The following is an 18343-nucleotide window of genomic DNA, read 5'->3' on the forward strand; positions in this document are numbered from 1 at the left end:
GGGCGGCGGCCGGTGCCATGCTGAAGGTGCCCCGGCCCTTCGAGCAAGGAGCCCCGCGTGCCGCGAGTCGCTGTCGTCGGATCCGGGCCGAGCGGCGTGTACACCGCCGCCGGTCTGCTGGAACAGAGCGCGCTCGGACAGGTCCGGGTCGATGTGCTCGACCGGCTCCCCTGCCCGTACGGACTGGTCCGCTACGGCGTCGCACCGGATCACGAGAAGATCAAGTCGCTGCAGAACAACCTGCGCCGGGTCCTCGAGGACGAGCGGGTGCGCTTCCTCGGCGGCGTCGAGGTGGGCACGGGCCAACTGACGCCCGCCCGGCTGCGGGAGCTCTACCACGCGGTCGTCTACTGCATCGGTGCCGCCGCCGACCGCCGCCTCTCGGTGCCGGGCGAGGACCTCGCCGGAAGCTGGTCCGCCACCGAGTTCGTGTCCTGGTACAGCGCCCATCCCGACAGTCTGGCGGCGGACTTCGTACGGGACGTCGACACGGCCGTGGTGGTCGGCGTCGGCAATGTCGCCGTCGATGTGACCCGGATCCTGTCGCGCGGCGTACGGGAGTTGCGGGCCACCGACATGCCGGAGGCGGCGCTGAGCGCACTCGGCTCCGGGCATGTGCGCGAGGTCCAGATGGTCGGCCGCCGCGGCCCCTCGCAGGCCCGGTTCACCACCAAGGAACTGCGCGAACTCGGCACCCTGCCCGACACCGAGGTCCTGGTCGACCCGGCCGAACTCGCCCTCGACCCGGCCTTTCACGATCCTTCCGGCCTGCCCGCTCCGCAGCGCCGCAACATCGAGGTGCTGCGCGGCTGGTCCGAGCGGCGGCCGACGGGCCTGCCGCACGTGATCAGGCTGCGGTTCTTCCTGCGCCCGGCCGAGATCCTCGGGGCCCGCGGCCGAGTCGGCACCGTGCGCTTCGAGCGCACCGCGCCCACCGCCGACGGCCGGATCACCGGGACGGGGGTCCACGAGGAGATCCCGGCGCAACTCCTGCTGCGCTCGGTCGGCTACCGCGGACTCGCCCTCGAAGGGCTGCCGTTCGATCCCGCGAACGGCACGGTGCCGCACGTCGCGGGACGGGTGCTGCGCGACGGGGCGGCCTCTCCCGGCGAGTACGTGGCCGGGTGGATCAAGCGCGGCCCCACCGGCGTGATCGGCTCCAACCGGCCCTGCGCCAAGGAGACCGTGCACTCGCTCGCGGAGGACGCCGAAGATCTCCTGGCGAGGGGCGAACTCCCTGACCCACTGGAGGGTTTGCGTGCGAGCGGCCAGTCACCGGTGGGCTGGGCCGGGTGGCGGGCCATCGAGCGGGCCGAGGCCTCTCTCGGCACCTCGCTGGGCCGTGGCCCGGTGAAGATCGGCGACTGGCAGGCGCTCCGGGACGCCGCACGTTCGGCTCCGCTCTGACCGGCCGGGCCCGGTGCGGCCCCGCGATTCGCGCATCGGCTCCGGGGAGAACTGGCCGGCTCTCATCCAGCCGAGCGATGATCCCGAGGCAGGCCATGCCATCACACTGGCGGCGATCTCCCCCAGAGGATCTCTCCTGAGCGGAGAACAGTCCGGGAATCAAGTGGCGCACGCCCTCTGGCGTTCAGGACCGCACAACTGATGAGCCGCTCCCCAGGTAGGCGTCAACACAACGGCAGGACCTCTGCGGTACTCGGGGCCTCGCAGCCCTCAATTCCACAGAAGCCCTGCCGTGAACTGCGGTGACGTGGACGGTAGTTCAGCGGACTCAGGCGAGATCCCCTGGGTCAGCGCTCCACGCCGTGCGCTTCAGTTGGCCCGGACGGTGGCCTCTTGCGCGCTCTGCTGCGCGGCCACGGGCTCCTCGGCCGCGGGCCGGTCGGCGAGCTTCAGCCAGATCACCCCGATGATGATCACGGCGAGCCAGATGGCCTGGACGGCGTTGAGGGACTCGTCGAAGAAGACGGGACCCAGCAGTGCGGCGCCGACGGATCCGATTCCCGCCCAGACCGCGTAGCCGATGCTGACGTCGATGGTGCGGAGCGCGGCGCTCAACGCCCAGAGCGTCAGAAGGAAGAAGACGGCGGCGACCAGCGACCACGTCAGGCGGGTGAAGCCATGGCTTCCGCCTACGGAAAGCGCGTAGCCGATTTCGAAGCCACCGGCGAGCAGCAGCATGAGCCAGGAGGAGCTGACTGAGGGGCGGTCGGTGTTGGGCATGGGAGGCGAGTCCTTTCCTGGGAAATGTCGAGCGGGGGCGGGGTTTTCAGGCTGCGCCGCTGAGCTGGAGGCCGACGACTCCGGCGATGATGATCACGATGCCCAGTGCCTTCTGCCAGTTGAGGCGCTGACCGAAGAGCAGGACGCCGAGAACGGTGATGCCGATACCGGAGACGGACGTCCAAATGGCATAGCCGACACCGACGTTGAAGGTCAGCAGTGCCCGGCTGAGGAAGTAGGTGCCGATGGCACCGCTGACCAGAGTGGCGATGGTCCATCCGCGGTCTTTGAAGCCCTGGGCCTTGCCGGCCGCGATGGCGACGGCGATCTCGAAGATGACTGCGATGGCGAGGTAGAGCCACTGCATGGGTAGTCCCTTTCGTTCAGTCGGATCAGTCGGATCAGTCGGTTCGATCGGTTCGATCGGTGAGCCGAGGAGTGGTCCGCCCGGGAGTTCGCCGAGCGGCGCGCAGCGGAGCTGGGGCGGCGGGGGCGGTGAGCGGTTTCCGCGTCGGCGCCGTTGGAGACACCGGGGGATCGCCCCGGTGCGTGTTGTCAGCCGGCAAGGACCCGACGGGCGTTCTCCAGCGTTGCCCGCGGCTGAAGCAGGGCAGGATCGAACGGTGTGAGTGCCGTTCCCTCGGTCAATCTGCGGGGAAGATCGGGGTTGGCCAGTGCCGCTGTGCCGATGGCCAGCAGCTGTGCGTGCCGTTCGTCCAGGACGCGTCGGGCCGTATCGGCGTGGTGCAGGCCGCCGTTGGCGATGACCGGCAGGCCGGTGACGCCGTGGGCCAGTGAGGACAGGGTCGGCCCCTTGGCTCCCAGGGTGGCGTCCGTGAACCAGTCGCGGCCGTTGCCCGCGATGTGCAGGTAGTCGGCCCCGGCGTGGGCCGCCGCGGTGAAGACAACGGCCGCCTCGCGGGGATCGTCCGGCCACCGGTGTGTGTGGTCGTTGACCTTCGCCTGTGAGAAACGGACCCCGACGGTGAAGCCGGTGCCGGTCGCCTCGCGCACGGCCGCCACGACCTCGCCGGTGAGACGTACGCGCTGCTCGATTCCGCCGCCGTACCGGTCGGTGCGCGTATTGGTCCGCGGAGTGAGGAACTGGTCGAGGAGGTAGCCGTTGGCGGCGTGGATCTCCACTCCGTCGAAACCCGCCTCGCGGGCGCGTGCGGCGGAGGCCGCGAAGCCCTCGATGACGCCGGTGATGTCGGGCGGGCTCAGCTCGACGGGTACCGGCCAGGGGCCGCTCCCTCCGTAGTTGCTCAGTTGCTCCCCGAGGGGCTGGATCGCGGATGGACCCGCGGTGCGGTCACGGAACCGGTTGCCCTGGGTCAGTGCTCCGGCGTGCATCAGCTGCGACACGATCCGCGCTCCGGCCGCGTGCACCTGTGCGGTGACCGGCTGCCAGGCCGCGGCCTGTGCCGCGCTGACGATGCCCGGCTGGCCGAAGTACCCCTGGCTGAAAGCCGTGTCGGTGTAGGTGCCTTCGGTGACCACAAGCCCGAAACCGCCCAGCGCGAACGCCTGGTAGTAGGCGGCCATGTCGTCGGTGACCAGGCCGTCGGCGGTGGCCGACACCCGGGTCATCGGAGCCACCGCGAGCCGATTGCGCAGCCCGAGCCCCGCGAAGTCGACAGCGGCGAGGGCCGGATGCGCGGCCGTCACGGCGCTCACCTCTCCTCCCGTGAGCAGCGGAGGCGGCCGGGTACCCGGTGGTTTTGTGTACGGGTCATGTCAGCATCCGTCGATGGAGCAGGCCGCACCGTCGGTGGCGTTCTGTGTGGCCCCGGCGTCGAGCACGGCCCTGCGGAGCTGGGCCGCGTTCGGGACACCTTCGATCCGGTGGCGCCCGCCGACGAGGATGGTGGGGGCGACGGAGATCTGGTGCGCCTGGGCGGTCCGCAGTGCTTCCTGGTGGGCCTCGGCGTAGGTTCCGTCCCGAAGCGCCCGAGTGAACTCCTCGGCGTCCAGGCCCAGTTCGGAGGCGATGTCGGCGAGGACGTCCAACTCGCCGATGTCGCGGTTCTCCTGGAAGAAGGCCCGGAGCATGCGCGGGGTGTACTCGGCGGCCTTGCCGTGCTCGGCCGCGTACTGGTAGCCCTCGAACGCCAGCCCGGTGTAGGGCTGGGGCGAGATGGTGGGCAGGGTGATGTCCACTCCCATCCGGCGGGCCATCGGATAGACCGAGCGGGCCCAGACCGCCGGCAGGTACGCGTCCTCCGGACGAAGGGTCGGGGTCGGATGAGGCCGCAGTTCGAACGGCATCCACTCGATCTCGACGTCGAGGCCCGCGGTGGCTTCGTGCAGCGGGCCCTCGGCCAGCATGCAGTACGGACAGACGTAGTCCGACCAGACCTTGATGCCGACGGTGCCGGTGTCCGTGCTGGTGTCCGTCTCGGTCATTTCCGCCTCCGGTCCATGGCGAGGAATTCTTCGAACGGTTTGGTTGCTTCCGGAATCTGCAATGAGGTGACCTTGATGGGCCAGTCCGCCGGGTCCTTGGCGAAGATCGAGTACGAGCCCGCGTAGTCGAAGCCGTACTGGGCGGCCGTACTGCGGTCGACCGCGTGGACGATGTGGCTGACGCTGAAGTACAGCGAGGCCATGTAGCACAGCGCGCAGGGCTCGCCAGAAGCGATCAGCGTGGCCCCCGCGACGGCGTGCAGGCCGTACCGGGCGGCGGCTTCGCGCAGCGCGACCACCTCCGCGTGCGCGGTGGGGTCGTTGTCCTCGCGCACCCGGTTGAATCCGGTGCCCAGGACACGGCCGCCGTTGACCACCACGCCGGAGAACGGGATGCCGCCCTTGGCGACATGCTCACTGCTGATCCGTACCGCCTGACCGACATACCCGGCCAGTTCACTTTCAGAGATCTCGGAGTAGGACATCTTCACTCCCCGGGGAAGAAGGGCCGACCGCGCCGGGTGCCGAGTCGCATATATTTGCTTGTACGTGCAACTGTTTTCGCTCAGTGTCATCCGCTGATGACGTCCAGCGGCGGGGGAAAGCTTGCATGGACATGTATCTTGTTGTCAAACGCTCCTGCAGGAAGGGCTCCCGTCCGACCATGACCACGCCTCCCTCCGCACCGCCCGCCTCTTCGGACCAGGCCGTATGGGACCGAGTCCTGATCCTGCACGCCCAAGTGGAGCGCCACCTGGCGCAGGCCCTGCAGCGTCAGCACGGAATCGGGCTCTCCGAGTTCCGGGCCCTGGCGGACCTCGCGCGAGCCGAGGACGGCGAACTGCGCATGCAGGAGCTGGCCGACCGGATCGGCCTCGGCCAGAGTTCGGTCACACGCCTGGTCGGTCGGCTCGACGCGGCGGGCTTTGCCTACAAGGACCTCTGCCCGGCCGACAAACGAGGCGTCTACGCCGTCATCACCGACGAGGGCCGCCAGCGCTACAACGCCGCCCGCACCACCTACGCCGAAGTGCTCAGCTCCGCGCTGAACACCGCCGGCACGGACCCCGCGATCGCCGGCACGGTGCAGGCGCTGCGCAGTTCCCTCTGACGGCAGCTCCACGACAGCTCCCTTCCGCGAGCCGCACCCCGCCCCGGATCCGACCCACCGCGCCACTCACTCCCGCCGGATGCGCCCCTGTGCCCACCCGGGGGCACAACCTTGCCTGCGCGCGCTCAGAGAATGCAGCCCGGCTCGAGCCGCTCTCAAGTGAATACAAGGCGCCCCGGAGGGCACCACCCGGCAACCTGTGAATCACTTTTGTTCAGTCAGGTTATGGCTGGGTGATCATGCAAATATTCTCGGTTGTGACATGGGTCACCCGAGGAAATATTTGCTTGACTCAGCATGCACCGTCTGGGAGTTTTTCCGCGGCAATCACATCAGGAGCAAGCGCTCGCACATCCTGAGGGCTACGCGCATAGAGCACATCCCGGCATCGCCGGTAAAGCGCCATCACTGTTTCCTGGTCAATTCTGACCATCGCTCCTGAAGACCGGACGAAGAGAGTCCGCATTCGCACGGATCCATGTTCGCTTTCGCACCGACGGAAGAACGATTGGGGGAAACTGTGCCTTCTTCACGCCTCGTTGACGCCCTGGCCCGGCATGCACGGCACCGGCCGGAAAGCGTGGCGCTCTTCCTGGCCGAACGTCAGGTGACCTATCGTCAGCTCGCCGAGTCGGCCGAGCGCCTTTCGCGCACACTGAAATGCCTGCGATTACCCGTCGACCAACCACTTTGCGTTCCCGCCCACAAATCACCCGAGACCATCGCTCTCCTGATCGCGGCCTTCAGCGCCGGCCACAGCGTTCTGGTGCCCTCGCCGGAACTGGGTGCCGAGCCCCTGCGGACCCTTTGCGCGCAGGCACGCTGCTCGTACATCCTGACCGCCGACCAGGGCGGTCTGCATGCCACCGAGGCCGCACTCGACGCGCAGGCCGCCGAAGGATTCGCACGGGTCGATCCCGCCGGCGCCCAACTGCTGCTCACCACCTCCGGCTCCACCGGAACGCCGAAGATCGTGCCCATCCCCACGGCGGCCTTCGACCGCTTCGCCGACTGGGCCACCGACCGCTTCGGGCTGACGGACACGGACACGGCGCTCAGCTACGCGCCGCTCAACTTCGACCTCTCGCTGCTCGACGTGTGGACCTTTCTCCTTCTCGGGGCACGTGTCGTACTGGTCGAACAGGCCCGCAGCACCGACGCCCGCCACCTGCGAGAACTGCTCGGCACCCATGAGGTCACGTTCGTCCAGGGCGTCCCCATGCTCTACCGCCTGCTCACCGAGGACGCGCTGTCCCCGGCCGGGGACAGCGCGGCTCCGGGCTCCCTCACTCCGGACACCGCGGTGTACAAGCAGGCCACCACGGTGATCTTCACCGGGGATGTGATGCCGCAGGCGCTGCTGCGGACGACGGGCACGGCGTTTCCCGCCGCCCGCTTCCACAATGTCTTCGGCTGCACCGAGACCAACGACAGCTTCCTCCACGAAGTGGATCCCGCGACAGCCGGTCCCGCCCTGCCGATCGGGCGGCCGCTCGCCGGAGTGCGGGCCCTGCTCCTCGACGAGAACGGGCAGGTCCTCGTTGGTCCCGGCACCGGTGAACTGCTGGTGTCCACCCCGTTCCAGACCACGGGCTATCTCCAACTCGCCCGCAACGAAGGGGTGTTCGTCCCGGCCCCGGACGGCAGCGAGGCGGTGTTCTACCGCACCGGCGATGTCGTCACCCGCGACGCCGAGGGCCTGTACTTCCTTCAGGGCCGCGCCGACTTCCAGGTCAAGGTCCGGGGCGTACGCACCAACGTGCTCGAGGTCGAGAGCGTCCTGAGCGCCCACCCGGACGTCGCCGAGGCCGCCGTGGTGGCGCTGCCCGACCTGGAGGCGGGATACAAACTGCACGCTCAGGTCACGCGCCGCCCCGGCAGCACACTCTCCTCGCTGCGACTGCGCTCCTACAGCGCCAAGAATCTCCCGCGCCACGCCATCCCGTCCTCGGTGACGGTCAACGACACCCCGCTGCCGCGCATTTCCACCGGAAAACCCGACCGCACTCTCATCAAAAACAACCGATTGAAGGGCAAGGCGGAATGAAGACCCTCCCCCACGACATGCGGAACTACATCGTCCAGGAATTCCTCGACGGCGAGGACTCCGCCGACCTCACCCCCGAATTCGACCTGATCGACAACGGTGTTGTCGACAGCCTCGGCCTGGTCCGGGTCATTTCCCACATCTCCCGTACGTACGCCATCCCCGTCGACGACATCCCGATCGCCCCGGACAACTTCCGGACAATCACGGCCATCTGCGCCTTCATCGACAACGCCAGGTCCGAAACCACCGCCTGACCCACCCCGCCGATCCCTCACCCTCCGCCTCAATTGGCGTCTCCCATCCCTCGATATCTGCTCTCTGCACGTTTCCCCGCACATTCCCCGGCCTGCCTATGGCAACGCAAAGGAGCACTCCCGTGATCGTGCGTAGCACCGACGATGTCGTTCCCGTCGAATGGGGCAACGGCACCAGCCACCGGCTTCTCACCGAGACCGATGGCATGGGCTTCACCGTGTGCGTAACGCTGGTCCGCAAGGGCAGCACCAGCGCCCTGCAGTACGTACAACACCTCGAAGCCTGCTTCTGCATCGGCGGATCGGGCGAGGTCGTCGCCAAGGACGGCACCCGGTACAAGATCACCCCGGGCACCGTGTACGCCCTCGACAAGCACGACGCCCACTACCTCATCGCCTCCGACTACGAGGACTTCAGGCTGATCTCGGTGTTCAGCCCGGCCCTGCGCGGCGACGAGAAGCACACGCTGTCCCCGGACGGCTTCTCCCAGTACTGAGCCGCGCGCCCCGGGGCCGCCCCGACATGGGGCGGCCCCGTCACCGACCCGCACCAGCGACTCACCGGAAGGGCCGAGTTCCCCGTGACCCCTGCACACACCCCCCCGCCGGCTGCCGGCTCCCGCCCGGCTCCCTACGAGATCAGCGCGCCCTGGGCCGACGCACTCAACCGCGATGTCGCCGAGGCGGACGCACGCGGCGAGTTCCCCCGGGACAAGTGGAAGGCGATCCAGTCCTCCGGGATCCTCGCCGTCCCGTTCGAGGAGCAGTACGGCGGCCTGGGCCACACCCTGACCGAGACCATGCAGGCGCTGGAGGGCCTTGGCCACACCAGCCGTGACGCGGGCCTGAACTTCTCGACCTCGACCCAGATCGTCAGCGTCGGCATCCCGCTCCAGGCGTTCGCCTCCCCGGAGCTCAAGAGCATGTTCCTCCCGAAGATCATCTCCGGGGACCTGATCACCGCCCACGCCATCACCGAACCCGGCGGCGGCTCGGACGCCATGAACATCACCACCACCGCACGCCGCGACGGCGACGACTACGTCATCGACGGCGGCAAGATGTTCATCACCAACGCGCCGATCGCCGACCTGTTCCTGCTCTACGTACGTACCGGGGCACCGGGCCCGTTCGGCCTGAGCGTCTTCCTCGTGGAACGGGACACCCCCGGCCTCGGCGTCGGCGAACCGCTCGACAAGCTGGGCCTGCGGACCTCACCGCTGGGCGAAGTCACCCTGGACGGGCTGCGGGTACCGGCCACGCGCCGCATCGGCCAGGAAGGCGCCGGCTTCCTGATGCTCGACCATGTCATGAAGCGCGAGATCCTGTTCGCCTTCTCGATCACCCTGGGTGAGATGACCCACCGGCTGCGCCGGGTCGTCGAGTTCGCCAAGTCACGGCATCAGTTCGGTCGACCCATCGGCGCCTTCCAGGCGGTTTCCCACAAGATCGCCGACATGAAGATCGCCGTGGAAACCTCCCGCAAGTGGCTCGCCGACACCGGGGCCAAGGTCGAAGCCGGCCGGGACGCCGCCATCGACATCGCCGTCACCAAGACCGTCGTCAGCGAGGCCAACAAGCAGACCGCCCTCGACGCGGTGCAGATCTTCGGCGGCCAGGGCTACCTCACCCGCACCGGAATCGAGCAGGACGTACGCAACGCGCTCGGCGGCACCATCTACTCCGGCACCAGCGAGATCCAGCGCAACCGCATCGCCTCGCTGCTCGGCCTCTGAAGCACCCCCAGCTCCCCGGCTCCGGGTAGCCCGCGCCCACACCCACCACGAAGGCAGGGCCGACCATGACCGCCCTCACTCCGGACGAATACCGCGAACTCACCGCCCCCACCGCGTTCCTCGACTACGAGACCGACGCGGTCCAGGGCTTCATCGACGACGCCGTCAAGGACCGCTCCGCCGACCCCGGGCAGCTGGCCACCGAGCTGTACTACGCGGTCCGCGACGACATCTTCTACGAGGTGTACGGAGCCGACCTGTCCCGCGACGGCCTCAAGGCCAGCCACACCGTGACCGTCAAGCAGGGCTTCTGCCTGCACAAATCGGCGCTCTTTGCGGCAGCCTGCCGTGGCGTCGGCGTCCCCGCCCGGGTCGTCTACGGCGATGTGCGCAACCACCTCGCCTCCGACCGGCTGCGCGAGCACATCGGCGGGGACACGTTCTTCCATGGCCTGAACTCCGTTCATCTGAACGGCACGTGGATCAAGGCGACCCCGGTCTTCAACAAGATCCTGTGCCGGCTCTACGGAATGCAAGCCCTGGAATTCGACGGCACCTCCGACAGCCTCTACCACCCCTTCGACGACCAGGGCCACGCCAGCATGGAGTTCCTGGCCGACCACGGAAGCTTCGACGACGTCCCCTACGACTTCGTCATGTCCCACATGCGCAGCAAGCACCCGAACTTCCTCGACTCCAGCGGTACCGGCACCGTCCGTGGCGGCTCACTGGCCGACGAGTCCGACCGGTCCCACGACTGACCGTTGATCGACCTCACCGGCCTCCCCTTTCCTCTCCAAAGGAGCCAGCAATGAGCACCGCGCAGAGCATGCAGGACGGCTGGGCGGCCCGCGCCCGTATCGGCGTCGTCGTCCCGCACGCCGACGTCGGCCCGGAATCCGAGTTCCAGGCGATGGCACCTCACGATGTCTTCATCCACGGCTCCCGCGTCCACTTCGGCGCCATGCGAGCCGGCGGCGAGATGGACCCGAAGATCCCGCACGATCCCGTGCGGGCGTTTGTCGAACCCCCGCACATCGACCAGGCCGTGGAACTCCTCGCGGCCGCTCCCCTCGACGCCATCGCCCTCGGCTTCACCAGCTCCGCCTACATACTCGGTGCCGCCGGAGAGAAGGAACTCTTCGCGCGCCTGTCTCAGCACACCCGCGGCCTGCCCCTCACCGGCACCACCACGGCGGCGGTCGCCGCACTCACCGCCCTCGACGCCCAACGCCTCGCCCTGGTCAACCCTCCCTGGTTCGACGACGCCCTCTCCGGCCTGGGCGCCGACTACTTCACCCAGCAGGGCGTCACCGTCGCGCACCACGGACCGTGCGGACTGCCCAGCAACCAGAAACTCATCACGCCCGAGGCGCTCTCCGAGTGGATCCGCACCACCGTGGCCGGCCACAAGCCCGACGCGGTACTCGTCGCGGGCAACGGAATCCGCGCCGTCGGAACCATCAACGCCCTTGAGGAAGAACTCGGTTTCACGATCCTGACCGCCAACCAAGTCCTCCTCTGGCACGCCCTCCACCTGGCCGGCGCCGGCGAAATCGCCCGCCACATCACCGACTACGGCCGTGTCTTCACCCACAGCCCCGTGACCGCGTAGACCCATTGGGCACTGCACGCGGCGGCCGAGCTCGAAGCCGAGGTACGCGTCCCCGACCAGTACGGCTGGGCGATCCGACCGGTGCGGGGCGTGCGGTGCGGACGTGGCCCGCACCGCACGCCTTCGGCTAACTTCGAAGAAGTGGACAACGGATTCACCTTGCCGCAGGCGCTCGCACGCGGGCCGCTGGTGCTCGACGGCGGTCTGTCGAACCAGCTCGAAGCGGACGGCCACGACCTCGGCGACGCCCTCTGGTCGGCCCGCCTGCTCGCGGACTGTCCGCAGGCCCTGCTCCGGGCCCACCAGGCCTACTTCGCGGCCGGAGCGGACGTCGTGATCACGGCGAGCTACCAGGCGTCCTTCGAGGGATTCGCCCGCTGCGGCATCGACCGCGGGCGGGCCGCCGCGCTGATGGCGTCGAGCGTGACACTGGCCAGGACGGCCGCGCGCCGTGCCGCCGTGGAGCGTCCCTTGTGGGTGGCCGCCTCGGTCGGACCCTACGGCGCGGTGCTCGCCGACGGATCGGAGTACCGCGGCCGCTACGGACTGAGCGTCGGTGAACTGGCGGACTTCCACCGCCCGCGGATCGAGGCACTCCTCGCGGCGGCTCCCGACGCGCTCGCCCTGGAGACGGTGCCGGACACCGCGGAGGCCCTCGCCCTGCTGCGCGCGGTGCGCGGTCTCGGGGTACCCGTCTGGCTGTCGTACAGCATCCTCGGTGACCGCACCCGGGCAGGGCAGCCGCTGACGGAGGCCTTCGCGCTCGCCGCCGAGGCAGAGGAGGTCTTCGCCGTCGGTGTGAACTGCTGCTCGCCGCACGACGCCGAGGCGGCCGTGCCACTCGCCGCCCAGCTCACCGGCAAGCCGGTCGTCGTCTATCCCAACAGCGGGGAGGACTGGGACGACCGCGCCGGAGCCTGGCGCGGTCCCGTGCGCTTCGCGCCCGCGCGGGCGCGCGACTGGGTGCGCGAGGGCGCGCGGCTGGTCGGCGGTTGCTGCCGGGTCGGTCCTGCGGCTGTCTCCGAGGTGGCCGCCGGCTTGCGCGGGGAGCGCCCCGCAACGCCCTGACACTCTGCTCCGACCTGGGCCTTTCCTGCCGTCTGGGGTCGCTGTCAGTGGTGGGGTGCACACTGGCCGGGTCTGGGACAACGTGGTTTCGGAGGTGGTTGGCATGACCGAGGTACTGCTCACCGTGGGCACCCGCAAGGGCTTGTTCCTCGGCCGCAGACGCGGCGGCGTCTGGCGGTTCGACGACAGTCCGTACTTCACGGGTCAGGCCGTCTACTCCGTCGCCATCGACACCAGAGGGACGGTGCCGCGCCTGCTCGTGGGTGGCGACAGCGCGCACTGGGGTCCTTCGGTCTTCCACTCCGACGACCTCGGGGCCGAGTGGACCGAACCAGCCCGGCCGGCGGTCAAGTTCCCGGAGGACACCAAGGCCTCGCTGGAACGCGTATGGCAGTTGCACCCCTCGGCCGCCGAACCGGACGTGGTCTACGCGGGCACCGAACCCGCCGCGCTCTACCGCTCCGAGGACCGGGGCGAGAGCTTCGACATCGTCCGCCCGCTGTGGGAGCACCCCACGCGCGCGAAGTGGGAACCCGGCGGCGGTGGCGAGGGGCTGCACACCGTGCTCACCGATCCGCGCGACGCGGCCGCGGTCACGGTCGCCGTCTCGACGGCCGGTGTCTTCCGCACCAAGGACGGCGGCGCGAGCTGGGAGCCGTCCAACTCCGGTGTCTCCGCGGTGTTTCTGCCGGACCAGTTCCCGGAGTTCGGGCAGTGCGTCCACAAGGTGGCCCGGGACGCGGTCGACCTGGACAAGCTGTATTTGCAGAACCACTGGGGCGTCTACCGCAGCGACGACGCGGGCGCCCACTGGACCGACATCGGCGCCGGACTGCCGTCCACCTTCGGCTTCGCCGTGGCCGCCCACCCGCACCGCGCGGACACGGCCTACGTCTTCCCGATCACCGGCGACTTCGACCGGGTGCCCGCCGACCGCAGATGCCGCGTCTACCGCACCGCGGACGCCGGGGCGAGCTGGGAAGCCCTGACCACGGGCCTCCCCGGCGAGGACCACTACGGCACCGTGCTGCGCGACGCCCTGTGCACCGACGACCTGGATCCGGCCGGGGTCTACTTCGGCAACCGCAACGGCGAGGTGTACGCCTCCGCCGACGACGGGGAGAGCTGGAAGCTGTTGGCCTCGCATCTGCCGGACGTGCTGTGTGTGCGGGCGGCTGCTATCGACTGAACTCCGGAGCAGATGAGGTGTATCGGGCACGAGGCCCCGGGGCAGCGACCCGCGTCACGGCAACGAGCGCGTGAGCCACACGACTTCACCGCTGTCTTCCCGGGACACGTGATCCCGCTCGAACCCGAGCTTGTCGAGGACACGGAACGACGGTGCGTTCCCCGCGCCGACGGTCGCCCAGAGCCGCTTCCGCCCGGTCGCCACAGCGGCTTCGAGCACCGCACCGGCAGCCTCGGTCGCGTAACCACGCCCGTGCGCCCGCTGGAACAACTCGTACGCGATCTCGGGCTCCTCAACGGTGGAGCGGCCGACGACCAACCCGCAGTAGCCGATGAAATCGCCTTCCTCACGGCGCTGAACGGTCAGCAGGGCAATGCCCGTTGTCGCCGTGGTGGTGAGCAGCTTCGCGATGAGCGTGCGGATGTACTCGACCGTGGGCGTGCCGTTGCCGCGTTCGGAGTGCAGGGCGCGGAGAGCGTCGGCGTCCGACTGGGCCCACGGTCGCAGTATCAACCGCTCGGTCTCGAGGTGGAACGACATCGTCTCGTACGTGGACATGGCCCCACTCTGTCCCAAGCCACTCACCGAACGCGACTTCCCCCGCCCACCAGGATCCGACCCCCGCGACTCAGCACCGCTCAGCGGGACTTCGACACCGGGGCCTCCGTGCGTTCCCTCAACCGCTGGGCGCGCAGGACGAGTTCGATGGCGAACCGGCCGTCGGGGTCGTCGATCTCCTCGCCCCACAGATCCCGTATCTGGCGCAGGCGGTACCGCACGGTCTGCGGATGGACGCCGAGCCGGGTGGCGATCTCGGGGGCTCCGCCGCGGGTCTCCAGCCAGGCGAGCAGGGTCTCGGCGAGACGCTTGCCGTGCGTGGGTGCGCAGTGTTCGAGCGGGGCCAGGCAGCGCCGGGCGAGATCGTCGATCAGCTCTTCCGACTGGAGCAGGACGAGCGATTCGATGTGCTCGGAGCAGTGCAGCACCTGGTCCCTGGGCAGCAGGCCACGTTCCATCAGGCCGAGGGCGGCCTCGGCCCAGCGCAGCGATTTGGCGGCGGAGGCCAGCGGGACCGGCGGGCCGATCGCGCCCGCCCAGCCGACCAGGGTGCTGCGCAGTTGCTCGGTGCGGCCGCCGGTTTCCGGATCGGGTATGACGATGCGGGGGCGTTCGCTCTCCATGTCGAGCAGGATCTCCGTGCCGACGGCGGGCGCCACGGACTCGCGCGCGGGGCGCAGCAGCAGTCCGACCGACACCGTCTTCGGCAGTGTCCAGGCGACCTGGGAAGCACGCTCGGCGAGGTCCGTGGCGGGGGCGTCACGGTGGTCGCTGAGGACCAGGTCCATGAGCCGCTGCTGGAGTCGCAGTCGTTCACCGGCTCGCCGGGCCGCGGCTTCCGCGTAGCCGCGTACGGACTCCTCCACCAGACCGTCCAGATACTCGTAGCCCGCGTCGGCCAGTTCGTACATCGCGGGCGGTGGGATGCGCACGCGCTGGCCGATCTCCGCCAGTCGGCGCCAGGACAGCCGTACACCCAGCCGGTACACGGCCTGGAGCGAGTCGAGGCTGCGGCCGTCGCGTACCTCGGCGCGGCCGAATTTCTGGAAGACCTCGTGGTGTTCCCGCGCCGGGGATCCCTCCTCGGCCAGCAGGTGCCGGACGAAGCCCTCGAGAGCGTGCCGGATCCCCACCAGAGCCATCGGCTCGCCCGACTCGTCCAGGGAAAAGCGCAGGTGGGGGTACCCGTTCCGGATTTCGCGGAGGATCTCCTCGGCGAGATCGGGCACCTCGGCAAGGGCAGTGGCCGCGAAGTGCCGGACGAGCGCCGGCGGGACGGCGTGCCAGGCGGAGTGCGGTTCGAAGGGGCGCAGTGTGGTGGGCAGCACGATCGGGGCCTACTGAGCGGTTTCGTAGCTGATCAGCGGCGTGTTCGGCTGCTCGGGAGTGGCGTCGAGGAGCGCGACGATGCCGTAGGCCGTGCCGACGGCAAGGGCAACAGCGAACAAGATCGTCACGAGCGCGGCAACGGTTCTGGACATCGCAGGATTCAGCCTCTCGGTCGAGGTAGTTCCCACCCTGGATTTCCGCATTCGGACGCCCGCACAGCGGCCTGAAGCGCATTGGTCGCCGGGCCCAATCCGGTCGGCGCTCAGTATCAGCTGTCCATTGACATTGCGTCAAGAGTGACCTTACGTTCCGGCACTACCCGCGGGTACTTTCTGCCTGTGCGGGAGCCGCCCTCACCCTCTGGAGATTCCGGATGCGCCGGACTGCTTCGCCTTTTTCCTTGATTCTTCTGGGCCTGGGTGCTTTTCTGCTCGCCCTGGCCCCACTGCTCACCTGGTACGTCGGACCGGAGGCCAAGAAGACACCTCTGGACACCGACATCACCACGGTTTTCAACGGAACCGGAACCTACTTCGACGCCCAGGCGGTGAAGCCACGACACGATCAGCGCCTGACCATCACCCGACAGGTCAGGGGCGATGTGGCCGACGGCGACGCCAGCGGAAACGCGGTCTGGGACGTCTCCACCTCGGTCGACTCGGACTCCTCGCTGCCCGCCTCCGACCCGCGTGACGCCCTGCAGTGGACCACCGAGCGCTGGGTCACCAACCGCAAGACCAACATGCCGGTGCACTGCTGCCAGGAGAAGCCGCGCTTCGAGGGCGAGGCCTACCTGAAGTTCCCGTTCGACGTCGAGGAGCGCTCTTACCGCTGGTGGGACAGCACGCTCGGGGCGACGGTCGAGCTGGACTACAGCGGCCGCAAGAAGGTCCAGGGCTTCGAGGGCATGCGCTTCACCGGCAAGGTGAAGGCGGCCAAAACGGGCACCAGGCTGGTGCCGGGCAAGCTCGTCGGGGTCGACAAGAGCCAGGTTCTGGCCGAGGAGTGGTACGCCAACCACGGCATCGAGCTCATAGCCGATCCCGCCACGGGCCGGATCCTGTACGCGGCCGTCGGCCCCCGCAAGACACTGCGCGCCCCCGGCTCCGACAAGGACGCCATGGTCCTGCTGGACAGCAAGAAGATCGCGTTCACCGAGAAGACCCAGCGGGCCCAGGTCAAGTTGGCGGACAGGGACAGCGGAAAGCTGAAGACGCTCACCTCCACGGCGCCGATGGGCGCGGGGGCGGCGGGCGCGGTGCTGCTCCTCACCGGCGGGGTGTTTGTGGTTCGCGGACAACGCACGCGCGAGATTTCGTGATCCGCTACAGAACTTCGCGAGCGAGAGCAAATACCCGCCGCAAACTCCCCCGAATTTGTCACCAGGGTGAGTAGCCACGCCAAACCGAACCACTAAAACTGTCCGGACCGCCTCAAGCCCACCCCTTTGAGCGGCACCCCGCACCGAGCCCCTAGCCCAGGCTCACCCTGAAATCCCCTCTCCTCCCCACTTCTCCGAGACGAGTTGGAGCACCGATGCCCCAGCGCGCACCCGACTCCATACGTCCCTCCCCACGGGCCGAGGAGCTCGCGTCGGCGGTTCTTCCGCCGGCACCAGGACCGCACCCTCGACGGATCGTCTTTCTCGCTCACCGCGATCTCGACAACCCGGCGGCGGGCGGCTCCGAGCTACTGGTCGACCGCCTTGCCGCGGGCCTGACCCGGCTCGGCCACCAGGTGACCCTGCTGTGCGGCGGACCCGCCGCACAGCGGGACTACCGCGTGGTGTCGGCCGGTGGCGCCTTCAGCCACTTCCTCAAGGCACGCTCCGCCTTCGCCCGCCGGATCGGCGACTGCGACCTGCTCGTCGAGGTCTGCAACGGCATGCCCTACCTCACGCCGTTGTGGCACCGCGGGCCGACCCTGTGCCTGGTCAACCACGTCCACACCGACCTGTGGGACATGCGTTTCGGTGGCGTGCTCGCTCCGGCCGGACAGGTCGGCCGACGCCTGGAGCGCTGGGCGCTGTCGAGTGCCCAGCGCGACAACCTCCTCATGGCGGTCTCGCCCTCCACGGCGACCGCCCTGGAGGGTCTTGGCGTGGACCCGGGACGTATCCGCGTCGTCTACAACGGCGTGGAGGAGCCGGGCCCGCTGGCACCGAAGTCGCCGACCCCGCTGTTCGTCGCGGTCGGCCGCCTCGTCGAGTACAAGCGCATCGATCTGCTGCTGCGGCTGTGGAAGCGGGTGCGGCCGGTCACCGGCGGCCGTCTGGTGATCATCGGTGAGGGTCCCGAACGTGAGCGTCTCGAACAGCTCGCCGGTCAGGGCGTCGAGTTCGCCGGTCACGTCACGGAGGACGAGAAGCACCGTCTGCTGTCCTCGGCCTGGCTGCTGCTGCACCCCTCGGCCGTCGAGGGCTGGGGGCTCGTGGTGACCGAGGCCGCGGTGCGGGGCACCCCCGCGATCGGCTTCGACGTACCGGGCCTGCGTGACTCCATCACCGACGGGGTCACCGGCGTGCTCGCGCAGGGCGAGAGTTCCTTCGCCGCCGCCTGGTGCACCCTCGCGCTCAGCGCCGACCGTCTCACGGCGATGAGCAAGGCCGCCGAATCCCATGCGGCCCAGTTCCGCTGGCGGCACACGGTCGACAGATTCAGCGCCGTCGCCGCCGAGGCGGTCGGGCGCCCCGGTGGAGGAGAGCCCCATGTCCCTTCTCCGTGACGCGAACGACGACACCCCCCGCGCCGCGGGTGCGGGCGACGGAGGCGAGGTGCGGCGGGAGCCGCACCTCGCCTCGGCTCCCGCACCGGCTGCCGTGAACTCCCCGAGCCCCGGCC

At 69.1% G+C, this 18343-nt stretch carries 20 protein-coding genes; 12 read left to right on the forward strand and 8 right to left on the reverse strand.

Annotated elements, in window-relative coordinates; genetic code table 11:
- Nucleotides 1–57: 57 nt before the first annotated feature.
- The gene (locus tag HUT18_RS01565; protein ID WP_176097097.1) at nt 58–1407 is read left to right on the forward strand and encodes an FAD-dependent oxidoreductase; all 1350 of its coding nucleotides are present in this window, start codon (nt 58–60) and stop codon (nt 1405–1407) included.
- A 369-nt stretch (nt 1408–1776) separates the two neighbouring features.
- On the opposite strand, the gene HUT18_RS01570 is transcribed toward HUT18_RS01565, so the two are convergent.
- The 5 genes from HUT18_RS01570 to HUT18_RS01590 all read right to left on the reverse strand — a co-directional run bounded on the left by HUT18_RS01570 (nt 1777) and on the right by HUT18_RS01590 (nt 5078).
- Nucleotides 1777–2187, reverse strand: coding sequence for a multidrug efflux SMR transporter (locus tag HUT18_RS01570; RefSeq protein ID WP_176097098.1), 411 nt, complete (start codon nt 2185–2187; stop codon nt 1777–1779).
- A gap of 46 nt (nt 2188–2233) precedes the next feature.
- On the reverse strand, nt 2234–2554 hold the full coding sequence (locus HUT18_RS01575; protein ID WP_176097100.1) for a multidrug efflux SMR transporter: 321 nt from the start codon (nt 2552–2554) through the stop codon (nt 2234–2236).
- Nucleotides 2555–2742: 188 nt separating this feature from the next.
- Nucleotides 2743–3864 (reverse strand): NADH:flavin oxidoreductase, encoded by a 1122-nt coding sequence (locus HUT18_RS01580; protein WP_254878380.1) that lies wholly within the window; start codon nt 3862–3864, stop codon nt 2743–2745.
- 60 nt (nt 3865–3924) lie between these two features.
- Nucleotides 3925–4593, reverse strand: coding sequence for a DsbA family protein (locus HUT18_RS01585; protein ID WP_176097101.1), 669 nt, complete (start codon nt 4591–4593; stop codon nt 3925–3927).
- Nucleotides 4590–5078, reverse strand: coding sequence for a nucleoside deaminase (locus HUT18_RS01590; RefSeq protein ID WP_176097102.1), 489 nt, complete (start codon nt 5076–5078; stop codon nt 4590–4592). The genes HUT18_RS01585 and HUT18_RS01590 overlap by 4 nt, the downstream gene beginning before the upstream one ends.
- 179 nt (nt 5079–5257) lie before the next feature.
- Between HUT18_RS01590 and HUT18_RS01595 the strand changes: the two genes are divergently transcribed.
- The 9 genes from HUT18_RS01595 to HUT18_RS01635 all read left to right on the forward strand — a co-directional run bounded on the left by HUT18_RS01595 (nt 5258) and on the right by HUT18_RS01635 (nt 13616).
- The gene (locus HUT18_RS01595; RefSeq protein ID WP_176097103.1) at nt 5258–5704 is read left to right on the forward strand and encodes a MarR family winged helix-turn-helix transcriptional regulator; all 447 of its coding nucleotides are present in this window, start codon (nt 5258–5260) and stop codon (nt 5702–5704) included.
- 478 nt (nt 5705–6182) lie between these two features.
- Nucleotides 6183–7751 (forward strand): AMP-binding protein, encoded by a 1569-nt coding sequence (locus tag HUT18_RS01600; RefSeq protein ID WP_217710456.1) that lies wholly within the window; start codon nt 6183–6185, stop codon nt 7749–7751.
- Nucleotides 7748–8008, forward strand: coding sequence for an acyl carrier protein (locus HUT18_RS01605; RefSeq protein ID WP_176097105.1), 261 nt, complete (start codon nt 7748–7750; stop codon nt 8006–8008). Before HUT18_RS01600 ends, HUT18_RS01605 begins: the two co-directional genes overlap by 4 nt.
- A 122-nt stretch (nt 8009–8130) precedes the next feature.
- Complete coding sequence (locus HUT18_RS01610; RefSeq protein WP_176097106.1) at nt 8131–8505, forward strand: ectoine synthase; 375 nt, start codon at nt 8131–8133, stop codon at nt 8503–8505.
- A gap of 84 nt (nt 8506–8589) precedes the next feature.
- The gene (locus HUT18_RS01615; protein ID WP_176097108.1) at nt 8590–9744 is read left to right on the forward strand and encodes an acyl-CoA dehydrogenase family protein; all 1155 of its coding nucleotides are present in this window, start codon (nt 8590–8592) and stop codon (nt 9742–9744) included.
- A 65-nt stretch (nt 9745–9809) separates the two neighbouring features.
- On the forward strand, nt 9810–10505 hold the full coding sequence (locus HUT18_RS01620; RefSeq protein WP_176097110.1) for a transglutaminase family protein: 696 nt from the start codon (nt 9810–9812) through the stop codon (nt 10503–10505).
- Between the two features lie 50 nt (nt 10506–10555).
- On the forward strand, nt 10556–11359 hold the full coding sequence (locus HUT18_RS01625; protein ID WP_176097111.1) for a maleate cis-trans isomerase: 804 nt from the start codon (nt 10556–10558) through the stop codon (nt 11357–11359).
- Between the two features lie 141 nt (nt 11360–11500).
- On the forward strand, nt 11501–12427 hold the full coding sequence (gene mmuM, locus HUT18_RS01630; RefSeq protein WP_176097113.1) for a homocysteine S-methyltransferase: 927 nt from the start codon (nt 11501–11503) through the stop codon (nt 12425–12427).
- A 103-nt stretch (nt 12428–12530) separates the two neighbouring features.
- Entirely contained in the window at nt 12531–13616 is a 1086-nt protein-coding gene (locus tag HUT18_RS01635; RefSeq protein ID WP_254878382.1) for an exo-alpha-sialidase, read from the forward strand.
- A 54-nt stretch (nt 13617–13670) separates the two neighbouring features.
- Here the strand turns inward: HUT18_RS01635 and HUT18_RS01640 are convergent, their stop codons facing one another.
- The 3 genes from HUT18_RS01640 to HUT18_RS01650 all read right to left on the reverse strand — a co-directional run bounded on the left by HUT18_RS01640 (nt 13671) and on the right by HUT18_RS01650 (nt 15655).
- Nucleotides 13671–14174: a GNAT family N-acetyltransferase gene (locus tag HUT18_RS01640; protein ID WP_176097117.1), complete on the reverse strand. Its 504-nt coding sequence runs from the start codon at nt 14172–14174 to the stop codon at nt 13671–13673.
- A gap of 80 nt (nt 14175–14254) precedes the next feature.
- The gene (locus HUT18_RS01645; RefSeq protein WP_176104228.1) at nt 14255–15499 is read right to left on the reverse strand and encodes a helix-turn-helix domain-containing protein; all 1245 of its coding nucleotides are present in this window, start codon (nt 15497–15499) and stop codon (nt 14255–14257) included.
- Nucleotides 15500–15511: 12 nt separating this feature from the next.
- On the reverse strand, nt 15512–15655 hold the full coding sequence (locus HUT18_RS01650) for a hypothetical protein (protein WP_176097118.1): 144 nt from the start codon (nt 15653–15655) through the stop codon (nt 15512–15514).
- A 221-nt stretch (nt 15656–15876) separates the two neighbouring features.
- Here HUT18_RS01650 and HUT18_RS01655 point away from each other — a divergent pair, with 221 nt between their 5' ends.
- Together HUT18_RS01655 and HUT18_RS01660 are read left to right on the forward strand one after the other, a co-directional pair.
- Complete coding sequence (locus tag HUT18_RS01655; protein ID WP_176097120.1) at nt 15877–16824, forward strand: DUF3068 domain-containing protein; 948 nt, start codon at nt 15877–15879, stop codon at nt 16822–16824.
- 215 nt (nt 16825–17039) lie between these two features.
- Nucleotides 17040–18227, forward strand: coding sequence for a glycosyltransferase family 4 protein (locus tag HUT18_RS01660; protein WP_176097121.1), 1188 nt, complete (start codon nt 17040–17042; stop codon nt 18225–18227).
- Nucleotides 18228–18343: the final 116 nt, after the last annotated feature.

Source organism: Streptomyces sp. NA04227 (assembly GCF_013364195.1).
Lineage (GTDB): Bacteria > Actinomycetota > Actinomycetes > Streptomycetales > Streptomycetaceae > Streptomyces.